General features: G+C 59.0%; 17 protein-coding genes. 7 read left to right on the top strand and 10 right to left on the bottom strand.

Annotated elements, in window-relative coordinates; genetic code table 11:
- Positions 1 to 771: an imidazole glycerol phosphate synthase subunit HisF gene (gene hisF, locus ACYZTS_RS05950; protein WP_150579559.1), complete on the top strand. Its 771-nt coding sequence runs from the start codon at positions 1 to 3 to the stop codon at positions 769 to 771.
- A gap of 77 nt (positions 772 to 848) precedes the next feature.
- A complete protein-coding gene (locus ACYZTS_RS05945; RefSeq protein ID WP_461994701.1) occupies positions 849 to 1,604 on the top strand; it encodes a substrate-binding periplasmic protein in 756 nt (251 codons plus the stop codon).
- Between the two features lie 127 nt (positions 1,605 to 1,731).
- Here the strand turns inward: ACYZTS_RS05945 and ACYZTS_RS05940 are convergent, their stop codons facing one another.
- The 4 genes from ACYZTS_RS05940 to gpmI form a co-directional block, all read right to left on the bottom strand.
- Positions 1,732 to 2,499, bottom strand: a complete 768-nt coding sequence (locus ACYZTS_RS05940) for a divergent polysaccharide deacetylase family protein (RefSeq protein ID WP_461994699.1) — start codon at positions 2,497 to 2,499, stop codon at positions 1,732 to 1,734.
- Between the two features lies 1 nt (position 2,500).
- Positions 2,501 to 3,820, bottom strand: coding sequence for a S41 family peptidase (locus ACYZTS_RS05935; RefSeq protein WP_461994697.1), 1,320 nt, complete (start codon positions 3,818 to 3,820; stop codon positions 2,501 to 2,503).
- Between the two features lie 31 nt (positions 3,821 to 3,851).
- Entirely contained in the window at positions 3,852 to 5,150 is a 1,299-nt protein-coding gene (locus ACYZTS_RS05930) for a murein hydrolase activator EnvC family protein (RefSeq protein WP_461994695.1), read from the bottom strand.
- Between the two features lie 228 nt (positions 5,151 to 5,378).
- On the bottom strand, positions 5,379 to 6,908 hold the full coding sequence (gpmI, locus tag ACYZTS_RS05925; RefSeq protein ID WP_461994694.1) for a 2,3-bisphosphoglycerate-independent phosphoglycerate mutase: 1,530 nt from the start codon (positions 6,906 to 6,908) through the stop codon (positions 5,379 to 5,381).
- Between the two features lie 153 nt (positions 6,909 to 7,061).
- Here gpmI and ACYZTS_RS05920 point away from each other — a divergent pair, with 153 nt between their 5' ends.
- From ACYZTS_RS05920 to secB, 3 genes are read left to right on the top strand one after another with little or no spacing between them, the layout of a single operon-like run.
- On the top strand, positions 7,062 to 7,475 hold the full coding sequence (locus tag ACYZTS_RS05920; RefSeq protein WP_461994692.1) for a rhodanese-like domain-containing protein: 414 nt from the start codon (positions 7,062 to 7,064) through the stop codon (positions 7,473 to 7,475).
- Between the two features lies 1 nt (position 7,476).
- Positions 7,477 to 7,731 (top strand): glutaredoxin 3, encoded by a 255-nt coding sequence (gene grxC / locus ACYZTS_RS05915; protein WP_028620943.1) that lies wholly within the window; start codon positions 7,477 to 7,479, stop codon positions 7,729 to 7,731.
- Between the two features lie 41 nt (positions 7,732 to 7,772).
- Positions 7,773 to 8,258 (top strand): protein-export chaperone SecB, encoded by a 486-nt coding sequence (gene secB / locus ACYZTS_RS05910; RefSeq protein WP_028620942.1) that lies wholly within the window; start codon positions 7,773 to 7,775, stop codon positions 8,256 to 8,258.
- A gap of 168 nt (positions 8,259 to 8,426) precedes the next feature.
- Here secB and ACYZTS_RS05905 read toward each other — a convergent pair whose 3' ends face one another.
- Positions 8,427 to 8,882 (bottom strand): tRNA (cytidine(34)-2'-O)-methyltransferase, encoded by a 456-nt coding sequence (locus ACYZTS_RS05905; RefSeq protein ID WP_461994689.1) that lies wholly within the window; start codon positions 8,880 to 8,882, stop codon positions 8,427 to 8,429.
- On the opposite strand from ACYZTS_RS05905, the gene ACYZTS_RS05900 reads away from it, so the two are divergent.
- Positions 8,881 to 9,321: a hypothetical protein gene (locus tag ACYZTS_RS05900; RefSeq protein WP_081832443.1), complete on the top strand. Its 441-nt coding sequence runs from the start codon at positions 8,881 to 8,883 to the stop codon at positions 9,319 to 9,321. The genes ACYZTS_RS05905 and ACYZTS_RS05900 overlap by 2 nt on opposite strands.
- A 612-nt stretch (positions 9,322 to 9,933) precedes the next feature.
- On the opposite strand, the gene ntrC is transcribed toward ACYZTS_RS05900, so the two are convergent.
- The 5 genes from ntrC to glnA form a co-directional block, all read right to left on the bottom strand.
- Entirely contained in the window at positions 9,934 to 11,370 is a 1,437-nt protein-coding gene (ntrC, locus tag ACYZTS_RS05895) for a nitrogen regulation protein NR(I) (protein WP_028620939.1), read from the bottom strand.
- Positions 11,367 to 12,452 carry a nitrogen regulation protein NR(II) gene (glnL, locus tag ACYZTS_RS05890; RefSeq protein WP_028620938.1) on the bottom strand — a complete coding sequence of 362 codons (1,086 nt, stop codon included), beginning with the start codon at positions 12,450 to 12,452 and terminating at the stop codon, positions 11,367 to 11,369. The genes ntrC and glnL overlap by 4 nt, the downstream gene beginning before the upstream one ends.
- Before the next feature lie 230 nt (positions 12,453 to 12,682).
- Complete coding sequence (locus tag ACYZTS_RS05885) at positions 12,683 to 13,303, bottom strand: DUF4124 domain-containing protein (protein WP_461994686.1); 621 nt, start codon at positions 13,301 to 13,303, stop codon at positions 12,683 to 12,685.
- Complete coding sequence (locus ACYZTS_RS05880) at positions 13,300 to 13,815, bottom strand: DUF4124 domain-containing protein (RefSeq protein WP_461994684.1); 516 nt, start codon at positions 13,813 to 13,815, stop codon at positions 13,300 to 13,302. The genes ACYZTS_RS05885 and ACYZTS_RS05880 overlap by 4 nt, the downstream gene beginning before the upstream one ends.
- A gap of 293 nt (positions 13,816 to 14,108) precedes the next feature.
- Positions 14,109 to 15,515 carry a glutamate--ammonia ligase gene (gene glnA, locus ACYZTS_RS05875; RefSeq protein ID WP_028620935.1) on the bottom strand — a complete coding sequence of 469 codons (1,407 nt, stop codon included), beginning with the start codon at positions 15,513 to 15,515 and terminating at the stop codon, positions 14,109 to 14,111.
- A gap of 332 nt (positions 15,516 to 15,847) precedes the next feature.
- Here glnA and thiI point away from each other — a divergent pair, with 332 nt between their 5' ends.
- On the top strand, positions 15,848 to 17,302 hold the full coding sequence (gene thiI / locus ACYZTS_RS05870) for a tRNA uracil 4-sulfurtransferase ThiI (RefSeq protein ID WP_028620934.1): 1,455 nt from the start codon (positions 15,848 to 15,850) through the stop codon (positions 17,300 to 17,302).
- Positions 17,303 to 17,345 lie beyond the last annotated feature (43 nt).

Genomic DNA, 17,345 nt, shown 5'->3' with positions numbered 1-17,345 from the left:
ATGGCGCTGGCCAAACGCATCATCCCTTGCCTGGACGTGGATAACGGCCGGGTCGTCAAAGGTGTGAAGTTCGAGAACATCCGCGATGCCGGTGACCCGGTGGAAATCGCCCGTCGCTACGACGAGCAGGGTGCCGACGAAATTACGTTTCTCGACATCACCGCCAGCGTCGACGGTCGCGATACCACGCTGCACACCGTTGAGCGCATGGCCAGCCAGGTGTTCATCCCGCTGACCGTGGGCGGCGGCGTGCGTACCGTGCAGGACATTCGCAATTTGCTGAATGCCGGTGCAGACAAGGTGTCGATCAACACTGCCGCAGTCTTCAATCCGGAATTCGTCGGCGAAGCGGCGCAGCATTTCGGCTCGCAATGCATCGTCGTCGCCATTGATGCGAAAAAGGTTTCCGGCCCCGGCGAAACCCCGCGCTGGGAAATCTTCACCCACGGCGGGCGCAAACCCACCGGCCTCGACGCTGTCGAGTGGGCGAAAAAAATGGAAGCCCTGGGCGCCGGCGAAATCCTGCTGACCAGCATGGATCAGGATGGCATGAAAAACGGCTTCGACCTGGGCGTCACCCGCGCCATCAGCGATGCGCTGGGCATTCCGGTGATTGCTTCGGGCGGGGTCGGCAATCTGCAGCACCTGGCCGACGGCATCATCGAAGGCCACGCCAGCGCGGTACTGGCGGCGAGTATTTTCCACTTCGGCGAATATACCGTGCAGGAAGCCAAAGCCTATATGGCCCATCGCGGCATCGTAATGCGCTAAACATTCCGTACAGGCCAGTGGACATCATGGCGGGCTCAAGGCACTCTTGGGTACGCCATGGATCTCGGTAGCCAGACATGCTCAAACGTCTCCTTCTCGCTCTCACCAGTACTGCTCTGTTGCTCATCAACGGAGTGCAGGCTGCAGAAAATCCAGACACCGATCTGGTGTTGCTGACCGAAAACTTCCCGCCTTACAACATGGCGAAAAACGGCAAGAACTTCGCTCAGGACGAGAACATCAACGGCATCGCTGTGGATATCGTTCGTGAGATGTTCAGACGCGCCGACATGACTTACAGCCTGACGCTGCGCTTCCCCTGGGAGCGAATCTACAAGCTCGCCCTGGAGAAACCGGGTTACGGCGTGTTCGTGATGGCGCGCTTGCCGGACCGCGAGAAGTTGTTCAAATGGGTCGGCCCGATTGGTCCCGATGATTGGATCATGCTGGCCAGTGAAGACAGCAAGATCAGCCTGGAAACGCTGGATGACGCGCGCAAGTTCAAGGTCGGTGCGTACAAGGGTGACGCGATTGCCGAGACGCTGACCAAACAGGGGCTCAAACCTATCGTCGTGCTACGCGATCAGGACAATGCGAAAAAACTGGTGAACGGCCAGATTGATCTGTGGGCCACCGGGGATCCGGCCGGTCGCTATCTCGCGCGCCAGGACGGCGTGACCGGGCTCAAGACCGTGTTGCGTTTCAACAGCGCCGAGCTTTACCTCGCGCTGAACAAAGACGTGCCGGACGAGACCGTTAGCAAGCTGCAAGCGGCCCTCGATCAGATGCGCAAGGACGGTGTGGTCGAGCAGATCATGGCGCGGTATCTCTGATACCGATGATCCAAATGTGGGAGCGGGCTTGCTCGCGAAAAGCGGTGTGCCAGTCGACATCCTTTGTTGACTGACACGACGCCTTCGCGAGCAAGCCCGCTCCCACAGTCGATTTAGGGTGTGGCGATCACCGGTACACCCCATCCTTCCCATGCCCGGCCATCGCCCGATTGCCGCGTACGCTGATCATCATTTTGATATCGATCCAGTCGATTCCCTGAGCCTTGAGCTTCGGCAGTTCTCGCTCAAGCACCGCCAGCGTCTGCGGATACGGATGCCCGATCATGACGGCCGAGCCTTGCTTGCGCGCCAGACTGACCGCCGTTTGCAACTGAGTAAAAATCGCCTCTTCCGTGCGCTCGTCATCCAGAAACACGTCCCGCGAAATGCTCGCCAAACCGATTTTCTGCGCCTCGGCTGCAGCGACCGTTTGCGCGCTGGTACGGCTGTCGACAAAGACTTTGTGGCGACGCTGCAAATCGGCCATTAGCCAGGCCATGGCCCCCGGTTGCGCGGTCATGCGGCTGCCCATGTGATTATTGATGCCGGCGGTGTACGGCACCACTTTGAGCGCCGCGTTCAAGCGCTTCTCGAACTCTGCGACGGGCAGTTCCGGGTGCCAGGCGAAAGGGCCAGTGGCCGGGTCCATGGGCATGTGCAGAATGACGATTTTGCCGGCGCGATGAGCCTCGCGAGCAACTTCGGTAGCGTGCGGGGTGTCCGGCATGATCGCCGCCGTGACCGGGCCGGGCAGGGCCAGCACGCGACGATCCCGAGGCAGGTTCTGCCCCAGGTCGTCGATGATCAAACTCAGATAGGCTTTTTGAGGGGCGGGCGATGCATGCGCAACACCCGCCAGGCAGCACAGCAGACCGAGAACTAGCCGCAAGCGCATCTCAGCGGCCGGACGTGATGCTCAGCCCTTTGAGCAGGCTCAGGGCCTGGGCCAATTGGTAATCGTCGTCCTGCGGCATGGCCTTGGGCTTGCCACCGGAACCAGTCGGTTTATCGGCGCCGCCGTTGCCATTGCCCAGGTGGCCCTGTAGATCGGCTTCCTTGAAGTATTCGCTGTCCTGCTCGGTGGTGATCTTGGCCTTGCGCACTTCGATGTCCGGGACGATGCCCTGCGCCTGAATCGAGCGACCGTTCGGCGTGTAATACAGCGCCGTGGTGATCTTCAATGCGCGTTCGTTGTTCAGTGGCAGCACGGTTTGTACCGAACCTTTACCGAAACTGGTCGTGCCCATGACCACTGCGCGTTTCTGGTCTTGCAAAGCGCCGGCAACGATTTCCGAAGCCGAGGCGCTGCCACCGTTGATCAGCGCGACCATCGGCACCGCTTCGCTTTCGTCCTTGCCGGTGGCGGAGAAGCGCAGCTCGGAGTTGGCAATTCGGCCCTTGGTGTAAACGATCAGGCCCTTGGTGATGAAGTGGTCGACCACTTCTACCGCTGCTTGCAGCACGCCGCCCGGGTTGTTGCGCAGGTCGAGAATGATGCCGTTGAGTTTCTTGCCGTTGTCTTTGCGCAGTTTCGCCAGCGCCTTGGAAACTTCGTCGCCGGTCTTGACCTGGAACTGGGTGATACGAATGTAGCCGTAGCCGGATTCCAGCAACTGCGCCTTGACGCTTTTCACCTGGATGATCGCGCGGGCCAGGGTCACGTCGAACGGTGTGCCACCGTCGCGAACCAGTGTCAGGGTGATTTTCTCGCCGATCTTGCCGCGCATCTTGTCCACGGCTTCGGTCATGCTCTGGCCGCGTGTTGGCTGGCCGTTGATCTTCACGATGAAATCGCCGGCCTGAATGCCAGCCTTGGACGCCGGGGTGTCATCGATCGGCGAAACCACCTTGATGAAGCCGTCTTCGGCGCCGACCTCGATACCGAGGCCGCCAAATTCACCGCTGGTGCTTTCCTGCAATTCTGCGAAATCTTCCGGCCCGAGGTAAGCGGAGTGCGGATCAAGGTTGCTGAGCATGCCTTTGATCGCATTCTCCAGCAGTGTTTTGTCGTCGACAGGTTCGACATACGCCGCCTTGATCCGGTCCATGACCTCGGCAAAAGTGCGCAACTCTTCCAGCGGCAACGGCGCTTTGGTGGTTGCAGCAGTGCCCGCAGGCGCGACCGCCGGAGCCGGTTGGGCAGCGAACGCCAGAGGCGCGCCGATCACCAGGGCGATCGTCAGGGCCAGCGAGGTAAGGCGGGACAAGTGCAGCATGTCGAACGAACTCCTGAATTAGGTAACGTGCTTATCCTTGCGCACGACACCATTGCGCCGGATCACTCGGGTGACCCTGCTGACGAATAGCGAAATACAGCGCTGGCGTGTCCTGGCCGCCACTGCTACCCACAGTGGAGATGGACTCGCCGGCTTTAACCACGTCACCCGCAGACTTGAGCAGCGTCTGGTTGTGACCGTAAAGACTCAAAAAACCATTGCCGTGGTCGAGAATCACCAGCAGCCCGGCACCGCGCAACCAGTCGGCAAACACCACGCGACCGCCGTGCACCGCGTGAACCTGGCTGCCCGCGGAGGCGCTGATCATCACCCCGTCCCATTTGGTGCGGGTATCGTCGCCACGGGATTCACCGAAACGCGCAAGCAATCGACCATCAACCGGCCACGGAAGTTTGCCCCGGCTTGAAGCAAATGGGCCGCCGAAGGTTTCGCCGGAGCTGGACACCAGCGCTCCGGAGGTAGATTTGACGGGTTTGCGTGGGGCGTCAGTGGCATCAGCATCTGCTGCAGCCTGGGCCTCACGTAAACGCTTTTTTTCGGCTTCCTGCTGGGCGATCAGCGCTTTTTGCCGCGCCTCTTCTGCCTCACGAGCCTGACGCGCCAGGGTCTCTTCGATGGTTTTGAGGACTTTAGACAGGTCTGCCTGGTCCTGCTCGCGGGCAGCCAGCTTCTGGTCGCGGGCTTTTACGTCGACATTGAGTTTGGCCAGCACCTGCTGGCGTTCCTTGCGGACCTTGTCGAGTTCTTCTCGCTGGCTGTCGAGGCTGCTTTTCTGCACCAGCAGCTGCGCCTGTTGCAGGGCGATGTCTTGTTCGACATTGGCCAGCTGGCGCAGGGTTTCGTTGAAATTCTTCAGCTGCTCCAGGCGGGCCTGGCTCAGGTAGTCGTAGTAGGTGAGGGTGCGGGCGAATTTTTCCGGGTTTTGCTGGTTGAGCAACAACTTCAGATATTCCTGACGGCCGTTCTGATAGGCCGCGCGGGCCTGAATGGCGATCAGTCGCTGCTGTTCAATGCGCGCGCTCTGGAGTTTTTTTTTCTCGGTATCGAGTCGGTTCAGCTCGGATTCGCTTTTCTTCAGCTCTTTCTGCAGGGCTTCGACCTGCTTCTCGAGCTTGCCCATCTCGGTTTCGGTGCCCTTGAGATCCTTTTGCACACCGGATTTTTCTTCCTGCAGCTTGCCCAGCAGTTTTTTCAGCTCGGCAATGTCCTGACGCGTCGCGTCCAACTGTTGCTGGGTTTGCGCGCGCTCGTCGGCGAAGGCCGGTTGGAGCAGGCAGGTAAGGGCAAAGGCAATCAGGACGCGGAGCATAGAGGCGGGCGACACCAGGGAAAGGGACGGCCTAGTATGCCCGCCAAGCGCTGCAAAAAAAACGCCCAATTGGGGCTGTGTGATAACTGGCCGAAAAAACAACGCAAACCAATGTGGGAGCGGGCTTGCTCGCGAAGGCGGTGTGTCAGCTGACATCAAAGCTGGCTGACACTCCGCCTTCGCGAGCAAGCCCGCTCCCACAGGGTTTTGCGGTGCTTTAAGAGCTGGTTATACCAGTATCGAAGTGCCAGTCATTTCCGCCGGTTTCTCCAGGCCCAGCAGTTTCAGCATGGTCGGCGCCACATCCGCCAGGACGCCACCCTCACGCACTTTGAGGTCACGCTTGCCGACATAAATGAACGGCACCGGCTCGGTGGTGTGCGCCGTGTGGGCCTGACCGGTGGATTCGTCGGACATTTGCTCGACGTTGCCGTGGTCTGCGGTGATCAGCGCCTCGCCACCAACCTTGTCCAGCGCCTCGACAATGCGGCCAACGCACAGGTCCAGGCATTCCACCGCTTTGACGGCAGCGTCAAACACGCCGCTGTGACCGACCATGTCGCCGTTGGCGTAATTGACCACGATTACGTCATAACGCTGGTTTTCAATGGCATCGACGATGCGGTCGGTGACTTCCGGCGCGCTCATTTCCGGCTGCAGGTCGTAGGTGGCGACTTTCGGCGACGGGATCAGGATGCGCTCTTCGCCGGGGAACGGTTCTTCGCGGCCGCCGGAGAAGAAGAAGGTCACGTGCGCGTATTTTTCGGTCTCGGCGATGCGCAACTGCGTCTTGCCGTTCTGCGCCAGGTAATCGCCCAGCACGTTGTCCAGGCTGCCGGCGGCGAAGGCCGAAGGCGCGGGAATGCTGGCGGCGTATTGGGTCAACATGACGAAGCCAGCCAGTTTCGGCTGACGCGCGCGTTCGAATTCCTTGAAATCGTCTTCTACGAACACGCGGGTCAGTTCGCGGGCGCGGTCGGCGCGGAAGTTCATGAACACTACGGCATCGCCATCTTCGACTTTTACCGGTTCACCGATGGAGGTTGCTTTGACAAACTCGTCGCTCTCGCCACGGGCATAGGCGGCTTCGAGGCCCTCCTGCGCGGTGGCGGCATTGAACTGGCCGTTGCCGTCGACGATCAGGTTGTATGCCTGGGACACGCGGTCCCAGCGATTGTCGCGGTCCATGGCGAAATAGCGGCCGATGATGCTGGCGATCCGGCCTTTGCCCAGCGCCTGGAAGGCTGCGTCGAGCAATTCGATGGACGATTGCGCACTTTTCGGCGGCGTGTCGCGGCCGTCGAGAAAAGCATGCAGATAGATTTTTTCAGCGCCGCGCTTGTAGGCCAGTTCGGCCATGGCGACCAGGTGATCCTGATGGCTGTGAACACCACCGTCGGACAACAGGCCCATGAAGTGCACCGCTTTACCGGCGGCAACGGCTTTATCGACGGCAGCCACGATCGTCGGGTTTTCGAAAAACTCGCCGTCGCGGATCGATTTGGTCACCCGCGTAAAGTCCTGATACACAACGCGGCCAGCACCGAGGTTCATATGGCCCACTTCGGAATTGCCCATCTGACCGTCCGGCAGGCCGACGTCCATTCCACTTCCCGAGATCAACCCGTTCGGCAAGGTGGCACAGAGGCGGTCCAGCACAGGCTTCTTCGCGGCAAAGACAGCGTTGGATTCCGGGCTCTCACTGTGACCGAAGCCGTCGAGAATAATCAGGACCAAAGGTTTAGGCGTGGTAGTCATGGATTCCACTCGTGGCTGAATTAAAAGAGGCGATGGAAAAAGTGAGTCGCAGTTTAAAGCTAAGTTCCGACGCCGTCACCGCCGGACGGGGTTTGGCCCACCATAGTGGCTGTGTATACTGGCCGACATTTTAACGCCCTGGAACCTCCTTCGATGGTTGCTAACCTGATTCAATTCGCCACTAATCACTATCTGCTCGTCGGTATCTTCGTCGTACTGCTGGCGTTGTTGATCGCTTACCAGATGCAGGGCGGCGGTCGCAGCCTGAGCACCGGTGAACTGACCGGGCTGGTCAACAAGGATGCCGGCGTGGTGATCGACATTCGTCCGGTCAAGGATTTCGCCGCTGGTCACATCGTCGGCGCGTTGAACATTCCGCACGACAAACTGACAGCTCGCGTTGGCGAACTGGAAAAGTACAAGTCCAAAACCATTATTCTGGTCGACGCCATGGGCCAGACCGCTGGTACCCACGCTCGCGAACTGATGAAGTCCGGCTTCACCGCCGCCAAGCTGTCCGGCGGAATTTCCAGCTGGAAAGGCGACAACCTGCCGTTGGTGAAGTGACATGAGCAACGTCATCGTCTACTCCAGCGATTACTGCCCCTACTGCTCGCGAGCCAAGTACCTGCTTGAGAACAAAGGCGTGGCTTTCGAAGAGATCAAGGTCGATGGCAAGCCGCAGGTGCGTGCCGCCATGGCTCAGAAAGCGGGACGCACCTCCGTGCCGCAGATCTGGATCGGTGAGCGCCACATCGGCGGCTGTGATGATTTGTTTGCCCTTGAGCGCGCCGGCAAGCTCGACGCGCTGCTCAAGGCCTGAACGCCTTCCCTATAAGACCCCAAGATCAGAAAGGATCTGAGATGACTGACCAACAGAACACTGCAGCCAGCGAAGAAGAAACCGCACCGCAATTTTCCTTGCAGCGCATCTACGTTCGTGACTTGTCCTTCGAAGCCCCGAAAAGCCCGGCGATCTTTCGCCAGCAATGGGAGCCGAGTGTCGGTCTGGATCTGAACACCCGTCAAAAGGCTTTGGAAGGTGACTTCCACGAAGTCGTGCTGACCTTGTCGGTTACCGTGAAGAACGGTGAAGAAGTGGCCTTCATCGCTGAAGTGCAACAGGCCGGGATCTTCCTGATCAAGAACCTCGACGACGCTTCGATGAGCCACACCCTCGGCGCGTTTTGCCCGAACATCCTGTTCCCGTACGCTCGCGAGACCCTGGACAGCCTGGTCACTCGCGGTTCGTTCCCGGCACTGATGCTGGCCCCGGTGAACTTCGACGCACTGTACGCGCAAGAACTGCAACGCATGCAGGCTGAGGGCGAGACGCCGACTGTTCAATAAGCGGTTGATGCCATCATGAAAAAAGCGCCTCGAAGGCGCTTTTTTCGTGGCTTTAATTCTGTAGCAGCTGCCGAAGGCTGCGTCCGGCCGCGAAGCGGTCGTTGCTTCCAGGTCGCCGCGACCCTTCGGGTCGAACGCAGCCTGCGGCAGCTGCTACAGGGACGTGGGTTACTTGAATCCCAGCTGGCGCCAGCCTTCGTAGACGGCGACGGCCACAGTGTTCGACAGGTTCAGGCTGCGGCAGCCTTCACGCATCGGCAGGCGCAAACGTTGTTCGGCGGGCAAGGCATCCAGCACCTCCGCGGGCAGGCCGCGGCTTTCCGGGCCGAACAGGAACGCATCACCCTCGGCGAAGCTGGCATCGTGGAACGGCCTCGAGCCCTTGGTGGTGAAAGCGAACAGGCGTGGATGACCGAGGCTTTCCAGGCAACTGGCGAGGTCCGCGTGACGTCGCAGGGTGGCATACTCGTGGTAGTCGAGACCGGCCCGGCGCAGACGTTTGTCGTCCATCTCGAAACCCAGCGGCTCGATCAAATGCAGGTGGCAGCCGCTGTTGGCGCACAGCCTGATAACGTTGCCGGTATTCGGCGGAATTTCTGGTTGGAAAAGGATGACGTGAAACATGCACGGCTCCGAAGATAAAGATGAGCGGCATTCTACGCCGCCTGCGGTTGATCGATCGAAACTATTGCCACGGGTAATGGGTTCTTTAGTGATCGTCGGCGTTATGGTGGGGCTGATGATCGGTCGCCTGACCACGCCCGACCCCACTGAACTGCAGCAAGTCGAAGTGACCAACGATGGCCTGGTGGTCTGGTTCAACAATGAACCCAAGTCCCATGGCGAGTTTGTCGATGGCAGCCTGGCGCTACTATTCGAGGCTACCGGCAAGGCGCAGAAAGGCCAGCTCAAGCTCAACGACAAGAACGTGAACTGGCGAGTACGTTTGAGTGATGGGGGGTTATTGCTGTCGGTGGTTGCGGCCCGGCCGCTGCAGGGCGAGTGGTCCGGCAGTGAGGTCGATGACCGTTGGCGGTTGGAGATCCATCTCCGGGAGCAATAAAAGAGGGAATCCCCGGCCTGCCTGTACCAAGGTTCCCGAAAGGGGCGGGCTCGCGCATTGCGTCGAGCCCGGTGTAAAGAAGGAACCCCTGACCTGCCTGTATCAAGGGCCCCAAAACGGCAGGACTCGTCGCCTTGTGCGGTGTGAGTCCGATGTAAAGAGGGGAATCCCCGGCCTGCCTGTACCAAGGTCCCCGAAACCGGGTAGTGAACTGAACCACTGATTGGACTATTGCAGGCGGCGTGCCAGGTTTTAACAATTTGAAACACGGAGCCCCGTTAAAACGTCGAAAGCCCCGTAATACGGGGCTTTCGTGTTTTTTCGGTAGGGGTTCGATTGCGAATTCAGGCAAGATTTTCAACCGGTGACCGTGCGCGATTGCGGGTCACGGTGCGTTCAGTCGGTGCACAGAGCCCGAAGTGTGGGAGCGAGCCTGCTCGCGAAAGGGGCGGTTCCGTGCGAATCAATGTTGAATCGTCCGGCCCCTTCGGGAGCAGGCTCGCTTCCACAGGTTTTTTTGATATTCACTCGACGGTGAAAATACGTAAATCCATTGTAGGAGTGAGCCTGCTCGCGATCAGATCTAGCTGTCAGCGAATATCTACAGGCTGCTTAACCCTCTTCCCCTTCATCCTCATCCGCCCCATCAACCTTCATCCCTAATTCCTTGATCTTGCGCGTCAGGGTATTACGCCCCCAACCCAACAAAACCGCCGCATCACGACGGCGCCCGGCGGTGTGTTTCAGCGCCGTCTCGATCATGATCCGCTCGAACGTAGGCACCGCGCTATCGAGCAGGCTCGACTGGCCACGCGCCAGTGCCTGATCCGCCCACTGACGCAACGCTTGCTCCCAGTTGGTCACAGGTGCCGAGTCTTGCGGCAGGTTCAGCAGTTCCGGCGGCAGGTCGCTGATGTGCACTTCGCGGCCTGAAGCCATCACCGTGATCCAGCGGCAGGTGTTCTCCAGCTGACGCACGTTGCCGCCCCACGGCAGGTTCTTCAGGTATTCCTCGGTCTCGCTTTTCAGCAGTTTCGGCTCGACGGCCAATTCTTGCGCTGCGCGGCTGAGGAAATGCCTGGCGAGGGTCGGAATGTCTTCACGACGGTCCGACAGCCGTGGAATGTGAATACGAATGACGTTGAGACGATGGAACAAGTCCTCACGGAATTTACCGGCCTGTACCAGGGTTTCCAGATTCTGGTGTGTCGCGGCGATGATGCGCACATCGACCTTGACCGGCACATGACCGCCGACGCGGTAAAACTCGCCATCGGCCAATACGCGCAGCAAACGAGTCTGCGTATCCGCCGGCATGTCGCCGATTTCATCCAGAAACAGCGTGCCGCCGTCAGCCTGTTCGAAACGACCGCGACGCAGGTTGGCCGCGCCGGTGAACGCGCCTTTTTCGTGGCCGAACAGCTCGGATTCCATCAAATCTTTCGGAATCGCCGCCATGTTCAAGGCGATAAACGGTGAAGCTGCACGCGGGCTGTGACGGTGCAGGGCGTGGGCCACCAGTTCTTTGCCGGTGCCGGATTCGCCGTTGATCAGCACGGTGATGTTGGAGTGACTCAAGCGGCCGATGGCGCGAAACACTTCCTGCATCGCCGGCGCTTCGCCGATGATTTCCGGCGTACGGGTCAAGGCGACGGGTACTTCCAGGCCTTGTTGCTCCTGAGCGTGCTGATTGGCCCGTTTGACCAGGGACACTGCTTCATCAACGTCGAACGGCTTGGGCAGGTATTCAAATGCACCACCCTGATAGGACGCGACAGCGCTGTCCAGATCCGAGTGCGCCGTCATGATGATTACCGGCAGACGTGGGTGTTGCTCGCGAATCCGCGCCAACAGGTCCAGGCCGCTGGCGCCGGGCATGCGAATGTCGGAAATGATCACGTCCGGCTGCTGGCGGGCCAGGCGGCTCATCACACCATCGGCGCTATCGAAGCTTTGCGTGGTCATGCCTTCCTGTTGCAAGGCTTTTTCCAGGACCCAACGAATTGATCGGTCGTCATCGACGATCCACACGGTTTCACTACGGCTCATGTCGATGTGGCTCCTTGTTCCAGTGGCAGAAAGATCGAGAACGTGGTGTGGCCTGGGTGGCTCTCACACTCGATCAGGCCCTGGTGCTGGCTGATGATGTTCTGGGTAATGGCCAGGCCTAGCCCGGTACCGTCCGGACGGCCGCTGACCATTGGGAAGAAAATGGTTTCCTGCAGTTCGGCAGGAATGCCAGGACCGTTGTCGATGATTTCGATCTTGGTCACCAGGCGATGGCGCACGTGGCCGATGGTGAACTGGCGCATGGCGCGGGTGCGCAGCGTGATGCGGCCCAGGCGCAATTCGTTCTGGCTGCTGATGGCCTGCATCGCGTTGCGGACGATGTTCAATACGGCCTGAATCATTTGTTCACGATCGATCAATACGTCAGGGATGCTCGGGTCGTAGTCGCGCGCCAAGGTGATGCAACCCTGGCTTTCGGCCTCGACCAGGTGCGAAACCCGTTCCAGCACCTCGTGAACGTTGCACATGGCCAGTGATGGCAATTTGTTCGAGCCGAGCATGCGGTCGACCAGATTCCTCAGGCGATCGGCTTCCTCGATGATCACGTTGGTGTAATCGCGCAGGCTTTCCTCAGGCAGTTCGCGAGCCAGCAGCTGCGCCGCGCCGCGAATCCCGCCCAGCGGGTTTTTGATCTCATGAGCGAGTCCGCGAACCAGCATCTTGCTGGTTTCCTGCTTCGACAGCTGCGCTTCTTCCTTGGTAATCCGCAAAAGGCGATCGCGCGGGTGCACTTCCAGCAGCAGCAGGGTGGCGCCGTTGGAGAGGATTGGCGTTACCGCGTAATCGACCGTCAAGGTCTGACCGGTCAGGGCAGTGAGCATCGCTTCGCGTTTGGTAAACGGGTGCGCCTGTTCGACGGCCTGACGCAGTGAGTTGAGCGCCTCGGGCGATTCAGTGAACAGTTCGCTGATGAATTGACCATGACTTCGCTGGCCGCTGATGGCCAAAAGCATTTCCGCCGCCGGGTTCATGTATTCCAGACGCAGCTCGGCATCGAGCAGAATGGTGGCGGTGGTCAGGTTATCGAGCAGCAATCGATGCAGTGCGTCGCTTATGGTCATCAGGACCTCTTTTGGAGCAGGGCATGCGCGGGAATAACGCGCCGATGCAGTGAAAATGCAAAAACCAAACCAAGGCTCCGAAAAGAAGCGTTTAACCCCTGAAACCGGCGTTTAACGCTCGTTTGCGTGGCGTTCTGCCAGCTCTGACGGGTACTTTCGAACCAAAATGGGTTGCGATAAGGTTGTTGGGCAGCGTATCGCACCAACATAGTGCGCAAACTCTCGTGACGTTAAAAGAATCGCAGAAAGGGATTTTTTTCTTCTTTGGGTTTGTCCTTGAGCGGACATTCCGGTCTGTGGCCGTAATCGGCGAGGGCGCAGGGTTTGACTTGGCGTTTCTGTGCGAGGGAAATACGCAGCATGTGGAAGGGTTGATTGGCGGTGCGCTCGACGGTGCGTCCCTGCTCGTCGACGATTTCGACCGACAGGTTATGCGTGCCACGATCGATATCGGTCAGCGCAAACACCGGGCTGGGGCCAGGTTCGCCGGTGGGTTGGCCGTCGAGTAGCAAACGGTACCGATGGCCGCGTTGCAGGCCGGGTTCACTGGTGGCAGTGACGATCACTTCGCCGGCAGTGCTGCGGACGGTGGCGTCGGGTTCGGGAATCAACAACCGCAGCATGTTGTAGTGGAGCAGTGGCTTGGCCTTCGGTGTTTTTTCTACCGCCGCCGGCGCAGCGCCGGTCGGGTTGGCGGACATGCGATTACTCGGCGCCAGCGGTACACGTTTGGCGTTGCCCGAACCGGGCTGGTCGGTGAAAACCCGATTACCCTGGGCATCGATATACGTGAAAACCTCTGCCGAAACCGGTAGCGAACTCAGGCAAGCGATCAGGAGCCACCACCTCACGGCGTATGCACCCGCTGAACGGTGAAGGTGACGGATGGGCTTTGTTGAACCACCTCTTCGCCGCTGATGACTTGCACCGCGAGGCTGTGGGTGCCGCGATCAATGTTGACCAGTTGCAGGATTGGCACGTTGCTCGGCTGACCATAGGGCTGGTCGTCCAGCAACAGCCTGAACAGATGAGAGCCTTGCAGGCGCGGCTTGATCAGTACATTCACGGTAAACGTGCCGTTGTTGGCGCGCAGGGCTTCGGTGGTTGGCAGGTTGGTCAGCTCAAGCACCTCGTACGCGCTTTGTAATTGCTCGCTGCTGTCGGCTTCGGGGGGGGGCGCAGGTGCTGTCGTCGGTGGCGACTCAATGCTGTTGAGTGGCGGCAGCTCGACTGCTTCGGCCTTGACACCATCGGGTGGCTGATTGCTGTAGGCGGTATTGCCGGCGGCGTCGGTGTACTTGTAGATCTGCGCTGCGGCGGGCAGGGCGATCAGCAGCAGGATGAATAGAAAACCACGACCCATAACATCGACCCGATCTCAAAGCGTTGGCTTGCAGCATAGGCCACGGGTGGCGGTAGACCCAAGCGGTTAACATTTGGGCATGATTGACCCACTCGTCCAAACACCACCCAACCCCTGTGGGAGCGGGCTTGCTCGCGATGAGGCCGTGTCAGTCGATAGAGAACTTGACTGAAAGACAGCATTCGCGAGCAGGCTCGCTCCCACAGGTCTGCGTCAGGCCTGAATCCCGCCCATAAAAAAGACCTCCCGAAGGAGGCCTCTTTTGTCACGCCGCTTGCGCAGGCGCTACTGGATCAGCAGCTGTAGTACAGCTCATATTCCAGTGGGTGTACGAAGGTGCGAACCTTGATTTCTTCTTCGCTTTTCAGCGCGATGTAAGCGTCGATGAAATCGTCGGAGAACACGCCGCCTTTGGTCAGGAATGCACGACCCTTGTCCAGCTCTTCCAGGGCTTCTTTCAGGCTGCCGCAAACTTGTGGGATCTCTTTCGCCTCTTCAGGCGGCAGGTCGTACAGGTTTTTGTCAGCAGCGTCGCCTGGGTGGATCTTGTTCTGGATGCCGTCCAGGCCAGCCATCAGCAGTGCAGCGAAGCCCAGGTACGGGTTGGCTGCCGGATCCGGGAAGCGTGCTTCGATACGGCGAGCTTTAGGGCTGGACACGTATGGAATACGGATCGAGGCGGAACGGTTGCGAGCCGAGTAGGCCAGCATGACCGGTGCTTCGAAACCTGGGACCAGACGCTTGTAGGAGTTGGTCGACGGGTTGGTGAAGCCGTTCAGGGCCTTACCGTGCTTGATGATGCCGCCGATGAAGTACAGAGCGGTGTCGGACAGGCCGGCATAACCTTCGCCAGCGAAAGTGTTCTTGCCATCTTTGGCGATGGACAAGTGGACGTGCATGCCCGAACCGTTGTCGCCGTACAGAGGCTTGGGCATGAAGGTCGCGGTGCGGCCGTATGCATCAGCAACGTTGTGTACGCAGTACTTCAGGGTCTGAACTTCGTCAGCCTTGGCAACCAGGGTGTTGAACTTCACGCCGATTTCGTTCTGGCCGGCAGTCGCCACTTCGTGGTGGTGAACTTCGATGACCAGGCCCATCTCTTCCATGGCGTTGCACATGGAGGTACGGATTTCGTGGTCGTGGTCGAACGGCGGAACCGGGAAGTAGCCGCCTTTGACGCCTGGACGGTGGCCACGGTTGCCGCCTTCCACGTCCTGGTCGGACATCCACGAACCTTGTTCGGAGAAGATTTTGAACATCGAGCCCGAGATGTCGGACTTGAATTTCACTTCGTCGAAAATGAAAAATTCTGGCTCTGGGCCTACGAATACGGTGTCGCCGATACCGGTCGACTTCAGGTATTCCTCGGCACGCTTGGCGATCGCACGTGGGTCGCGGTCGTAGCCTTGCATGGTCGACGGCTCGATCACGTCGCAGACCAGAATCAGGGTCGGCTCTTCGGTGAACGGGTCGAGCACGGCGGTGGTGTCGTCCGGCATCAGGATCATGTCGGAGGCTTCGATGCCTTTCCAGCCAGCGATGGAGGAACCGTCGAACATCTTGCCTTCTTCGAAGAAAGCGTCATCCAGCGCGTCGCGAGCCGGCATGGTCACGTGATGCTGAGTGCCTTTAGTGTCCGTGAAGCGCAGATCAATCCACTTGACGTCATGATCTTTGATGAGTTGAACCGACTTCGACATAGTGTCCTCCGGGTGGCTTCGGGCTTTAGTAGTGGATGGCCCTGATAATGTTTGTGATGCCGGCGCGAATACTCTGCCAAGGCAACCTGCCTCACAAGGGAGCAAATTGCATGCCAGTGCCCCAGCATGGGTTTTTTGCCCCAATATCACGCTTATTAAGGCCATTTATGCGACGAGGCTAAATTAATCGCCCTGTAATGTCGCGCTTTAATCTGTGAATGACCCGTTTTGGTGCGCCAAAAACCTTCTGCACATTAACTGGTTAAACCTTGAGCAATTTCCGCTATAATCCGCGCCCCCCTTTTTCGGCTGGCCCAGCGCGCGCTGTTTTCATGAAACTAATCGTAAAAGTCTTCCCCGAGATCACCATCAAAAGCCGCCCGGTACGGATGCGTTTCATCCGCCAATTGGCCAAAAACATCCGCACCGTGCTCCGTGACCTGGACCCGGCGGTGGTGGTGAACGGTGTGTGGGACAATCTCGAGCTTGAAACCCGCGTGGCCGAGCCCAAAGTACTGAAGGAGATGACCGAGCGCCTGAGCTGCATGCCGGGTATCGCGCATTTCCTGCAGGTCGACGAATATCCGCTGGGTGACTTCGACGACATCGTGGCCAAGTGCAAACTGCATTTCGGTGAGGCGCTGGCCGGGAAGATCTTTTCGGTGCGCTGCAAGCGTGCCGGCAAGCATGAATTCACTTCGATGGACGTCGAGAAATACGTCGGCAGCCAGCTGCGTCGTCAGTGCGGTGCTGCCGGAATCTCGCTGAAAGAGCCGGAAATCGAAGTCCGTATCGAAATTCGCGACAAACGGTTGTTCGTGATCCACAACCAGCACAACAGCATCGGCGGTTACCCGCTCGGTGCCCTGGAACAGACCCTTGTGCTGATGTCCGGCGGGTTCGATTCCACCGTTGCCGCCTACCAGATCATGCGCCGTGGCCTGATGAGCCATTTCTGCTTCTTCAACCTGGGCGGCCGGGCCCATGAACTGGGCGTTATGGAAGTCGCGCACTTCATCTGGAAGAAGTACGGCAGCTCCCAACGCGTGTTATTTGTCAGTGTGCCGTTCGAGGAAGTCCTGGGAGAAATTCTCGGGAAAGTCGATAACAGTCATATGGGTGTAGTTTTGAAGCGTATGATGTTGCGCGCTGCTTCCCGTATTGCCGATCGGCTGGAAATCGAAGCGCTGGTCACCGGTGAAGCGATTTCCCAGGTGTCGAGCCAGACATTGCCGAACCTGTCCGTGATCGACTGCGTGACCGACAAGCTGGTCTTGCGTCCGCTGATCGCCAGTCACAAGCAGGACATCATCGACCTGGCTAACGAAATCGGGACTGCCGATTTCGCCAAGCACATGCCGGAATACTGTGGGGTCATCTCGGTTAACCCCAAGACCCACGCCAAGCGTCCGCGCGTGGAGCATGAAGAGAAAGAATTCGACATGGCAGTCCTTGAGCGTGCGCTCGAGAATGCCAAGCTGGTGCCGATCGATCGCGTGATCGACGAATTGGGCCAGGACTTGCAGATTGAAGAAGTCAGCGAAGCACTGGCGGGCCAGATCATCATCGACATCCGTCATCAGGATGCCGTTGAAGACGAGCCGCTGGAACTCGCTGGCGTTGAGGTACAAGCGATGCCGTTTTATGCATTGAACGCTCGTTTCAAGGAACTGGACCCTACTCGCCAGTACCTGCTGTATTGCGACAAAGGCGTGATGAGTCGCCTGCATGCCCACCATTTGCTCAGTGAGGGGCATGCCAATGTGCGCGTTTATCGACCGAGCTAAGAGCCCGGGGCTGTTTGCCTGTGGCCTGCGTCACCGGCCCCCC

The organism is Pseudomonas sp. TMB3-21 (assembly GCF_054898145.1).
This window is presented reverse-complemented; position numbering and strand designations above follow the sequence as displayed.

Coding starts and splice junctions, on each gene's coding strand:
- hisF (WP_150579559.1), top strand. CDS start 1: ATGGCGCTGGCCAAACGCATCATCCCTTGCCTGGACGTGGATAACGGC.
- ACYZTS_RS05945 (WP_461994701.1), top strand. CDS start 849: ATGCTCAAACGTCTCCTTCTCGCTCTCACCAGTACTGCTCTGTTGCTC.
- ACYZTS_RS05940 (WP_461994699.1), bottom strand. CDS start 2,499: ATGCGCTTGCGGCTAGTTCTCGGTCTGCTGTGCTGCCTGGCGGGTGTT.
- ACYZTS_RS05935 (WP_461994697.1), bottom strand. CDS start 3,820: ATGCTGCACTTGTCCCGCCTTACCTCGCTGGCCCTGACGATCGCCCTG.
- ACYZTS_RS05930 (WP_461994695.1), bottom strand. CDS start 5,150: ATGCTCCGCGTCCTGATTGCCTTTGCCCTTACCTGCCTGCTCCAACCG.
- gpmI (WP_461994694.1), bottom strand. CDS start 6,908: ATGACTACCACGCCTAAACCTTTGGTCCTGATTATTCTCGACGGCTTC.
- ACYZTS_RS05920 (WP_461994692.1), top strand. CDS start 7,062: ATGGTTGCTAACCTGATTCAATTCGCCACTAATCACTATCTGCTCGTC.
- grxC (WP_028620943.1), top strand. CDS start 7,477: ATGAGCAACGTCATCGTCTACTCCAGCGATTACTGCCCCTACTGCTCG.
- secB (WP_028620942.1), top strand. CDS start 7,773: ATGACTGACCAACAGAACACTGCAGCCAGCGAAGAAGAAACCGCACCG.
- ACYZTS_RS05900 (WP_081832443.1), top strand. CDS start 8,881: ATGCACGGCTCCGAAGATAAAGATGAGCGGCATTCTACGCCGCCTGCG.
- ACYZTS_RS05905 (WP_461994689.1), bottom strand. CDS start 8,882: ATGTTTCACGTCATCCTTTTCCAACCAGAAATTCCGCCGAATACCGGC.
- ntrC (WP_028620939.1), bottom strand. CDS start 11,370: ATGAGCCGTAGTGAAACCGTGTGGATCGTCGATGACGACCGATCAATT.
- glnL (WP_028620938.1), bottom strand. CDS start 12,452: ATGACCATAAGCGACGCACTGCATCGATTGCTGCTCGATAACCTGACC.
- ACYZTS_RS05880 (WP_461994684.1), bottom strand. CDS start 13,815: ATGGGTCGTGGTTTTCTATTCATCCTGCTGCTGATCGCCCTGCCCGCC.
- glnA (WP_028620935.1), bottom strand. CDS start 15,515: ATGTCGAAGTCGGTTCAACTCATCAAAGATCATGACGTCAAGTGGATT.
- thiI (WP_028620934.1), top strand. CDS start 15,848: ATGAAACTAATCGTAAAAGTCTTCCCCGAGATCACCATCAAAAGCCGC.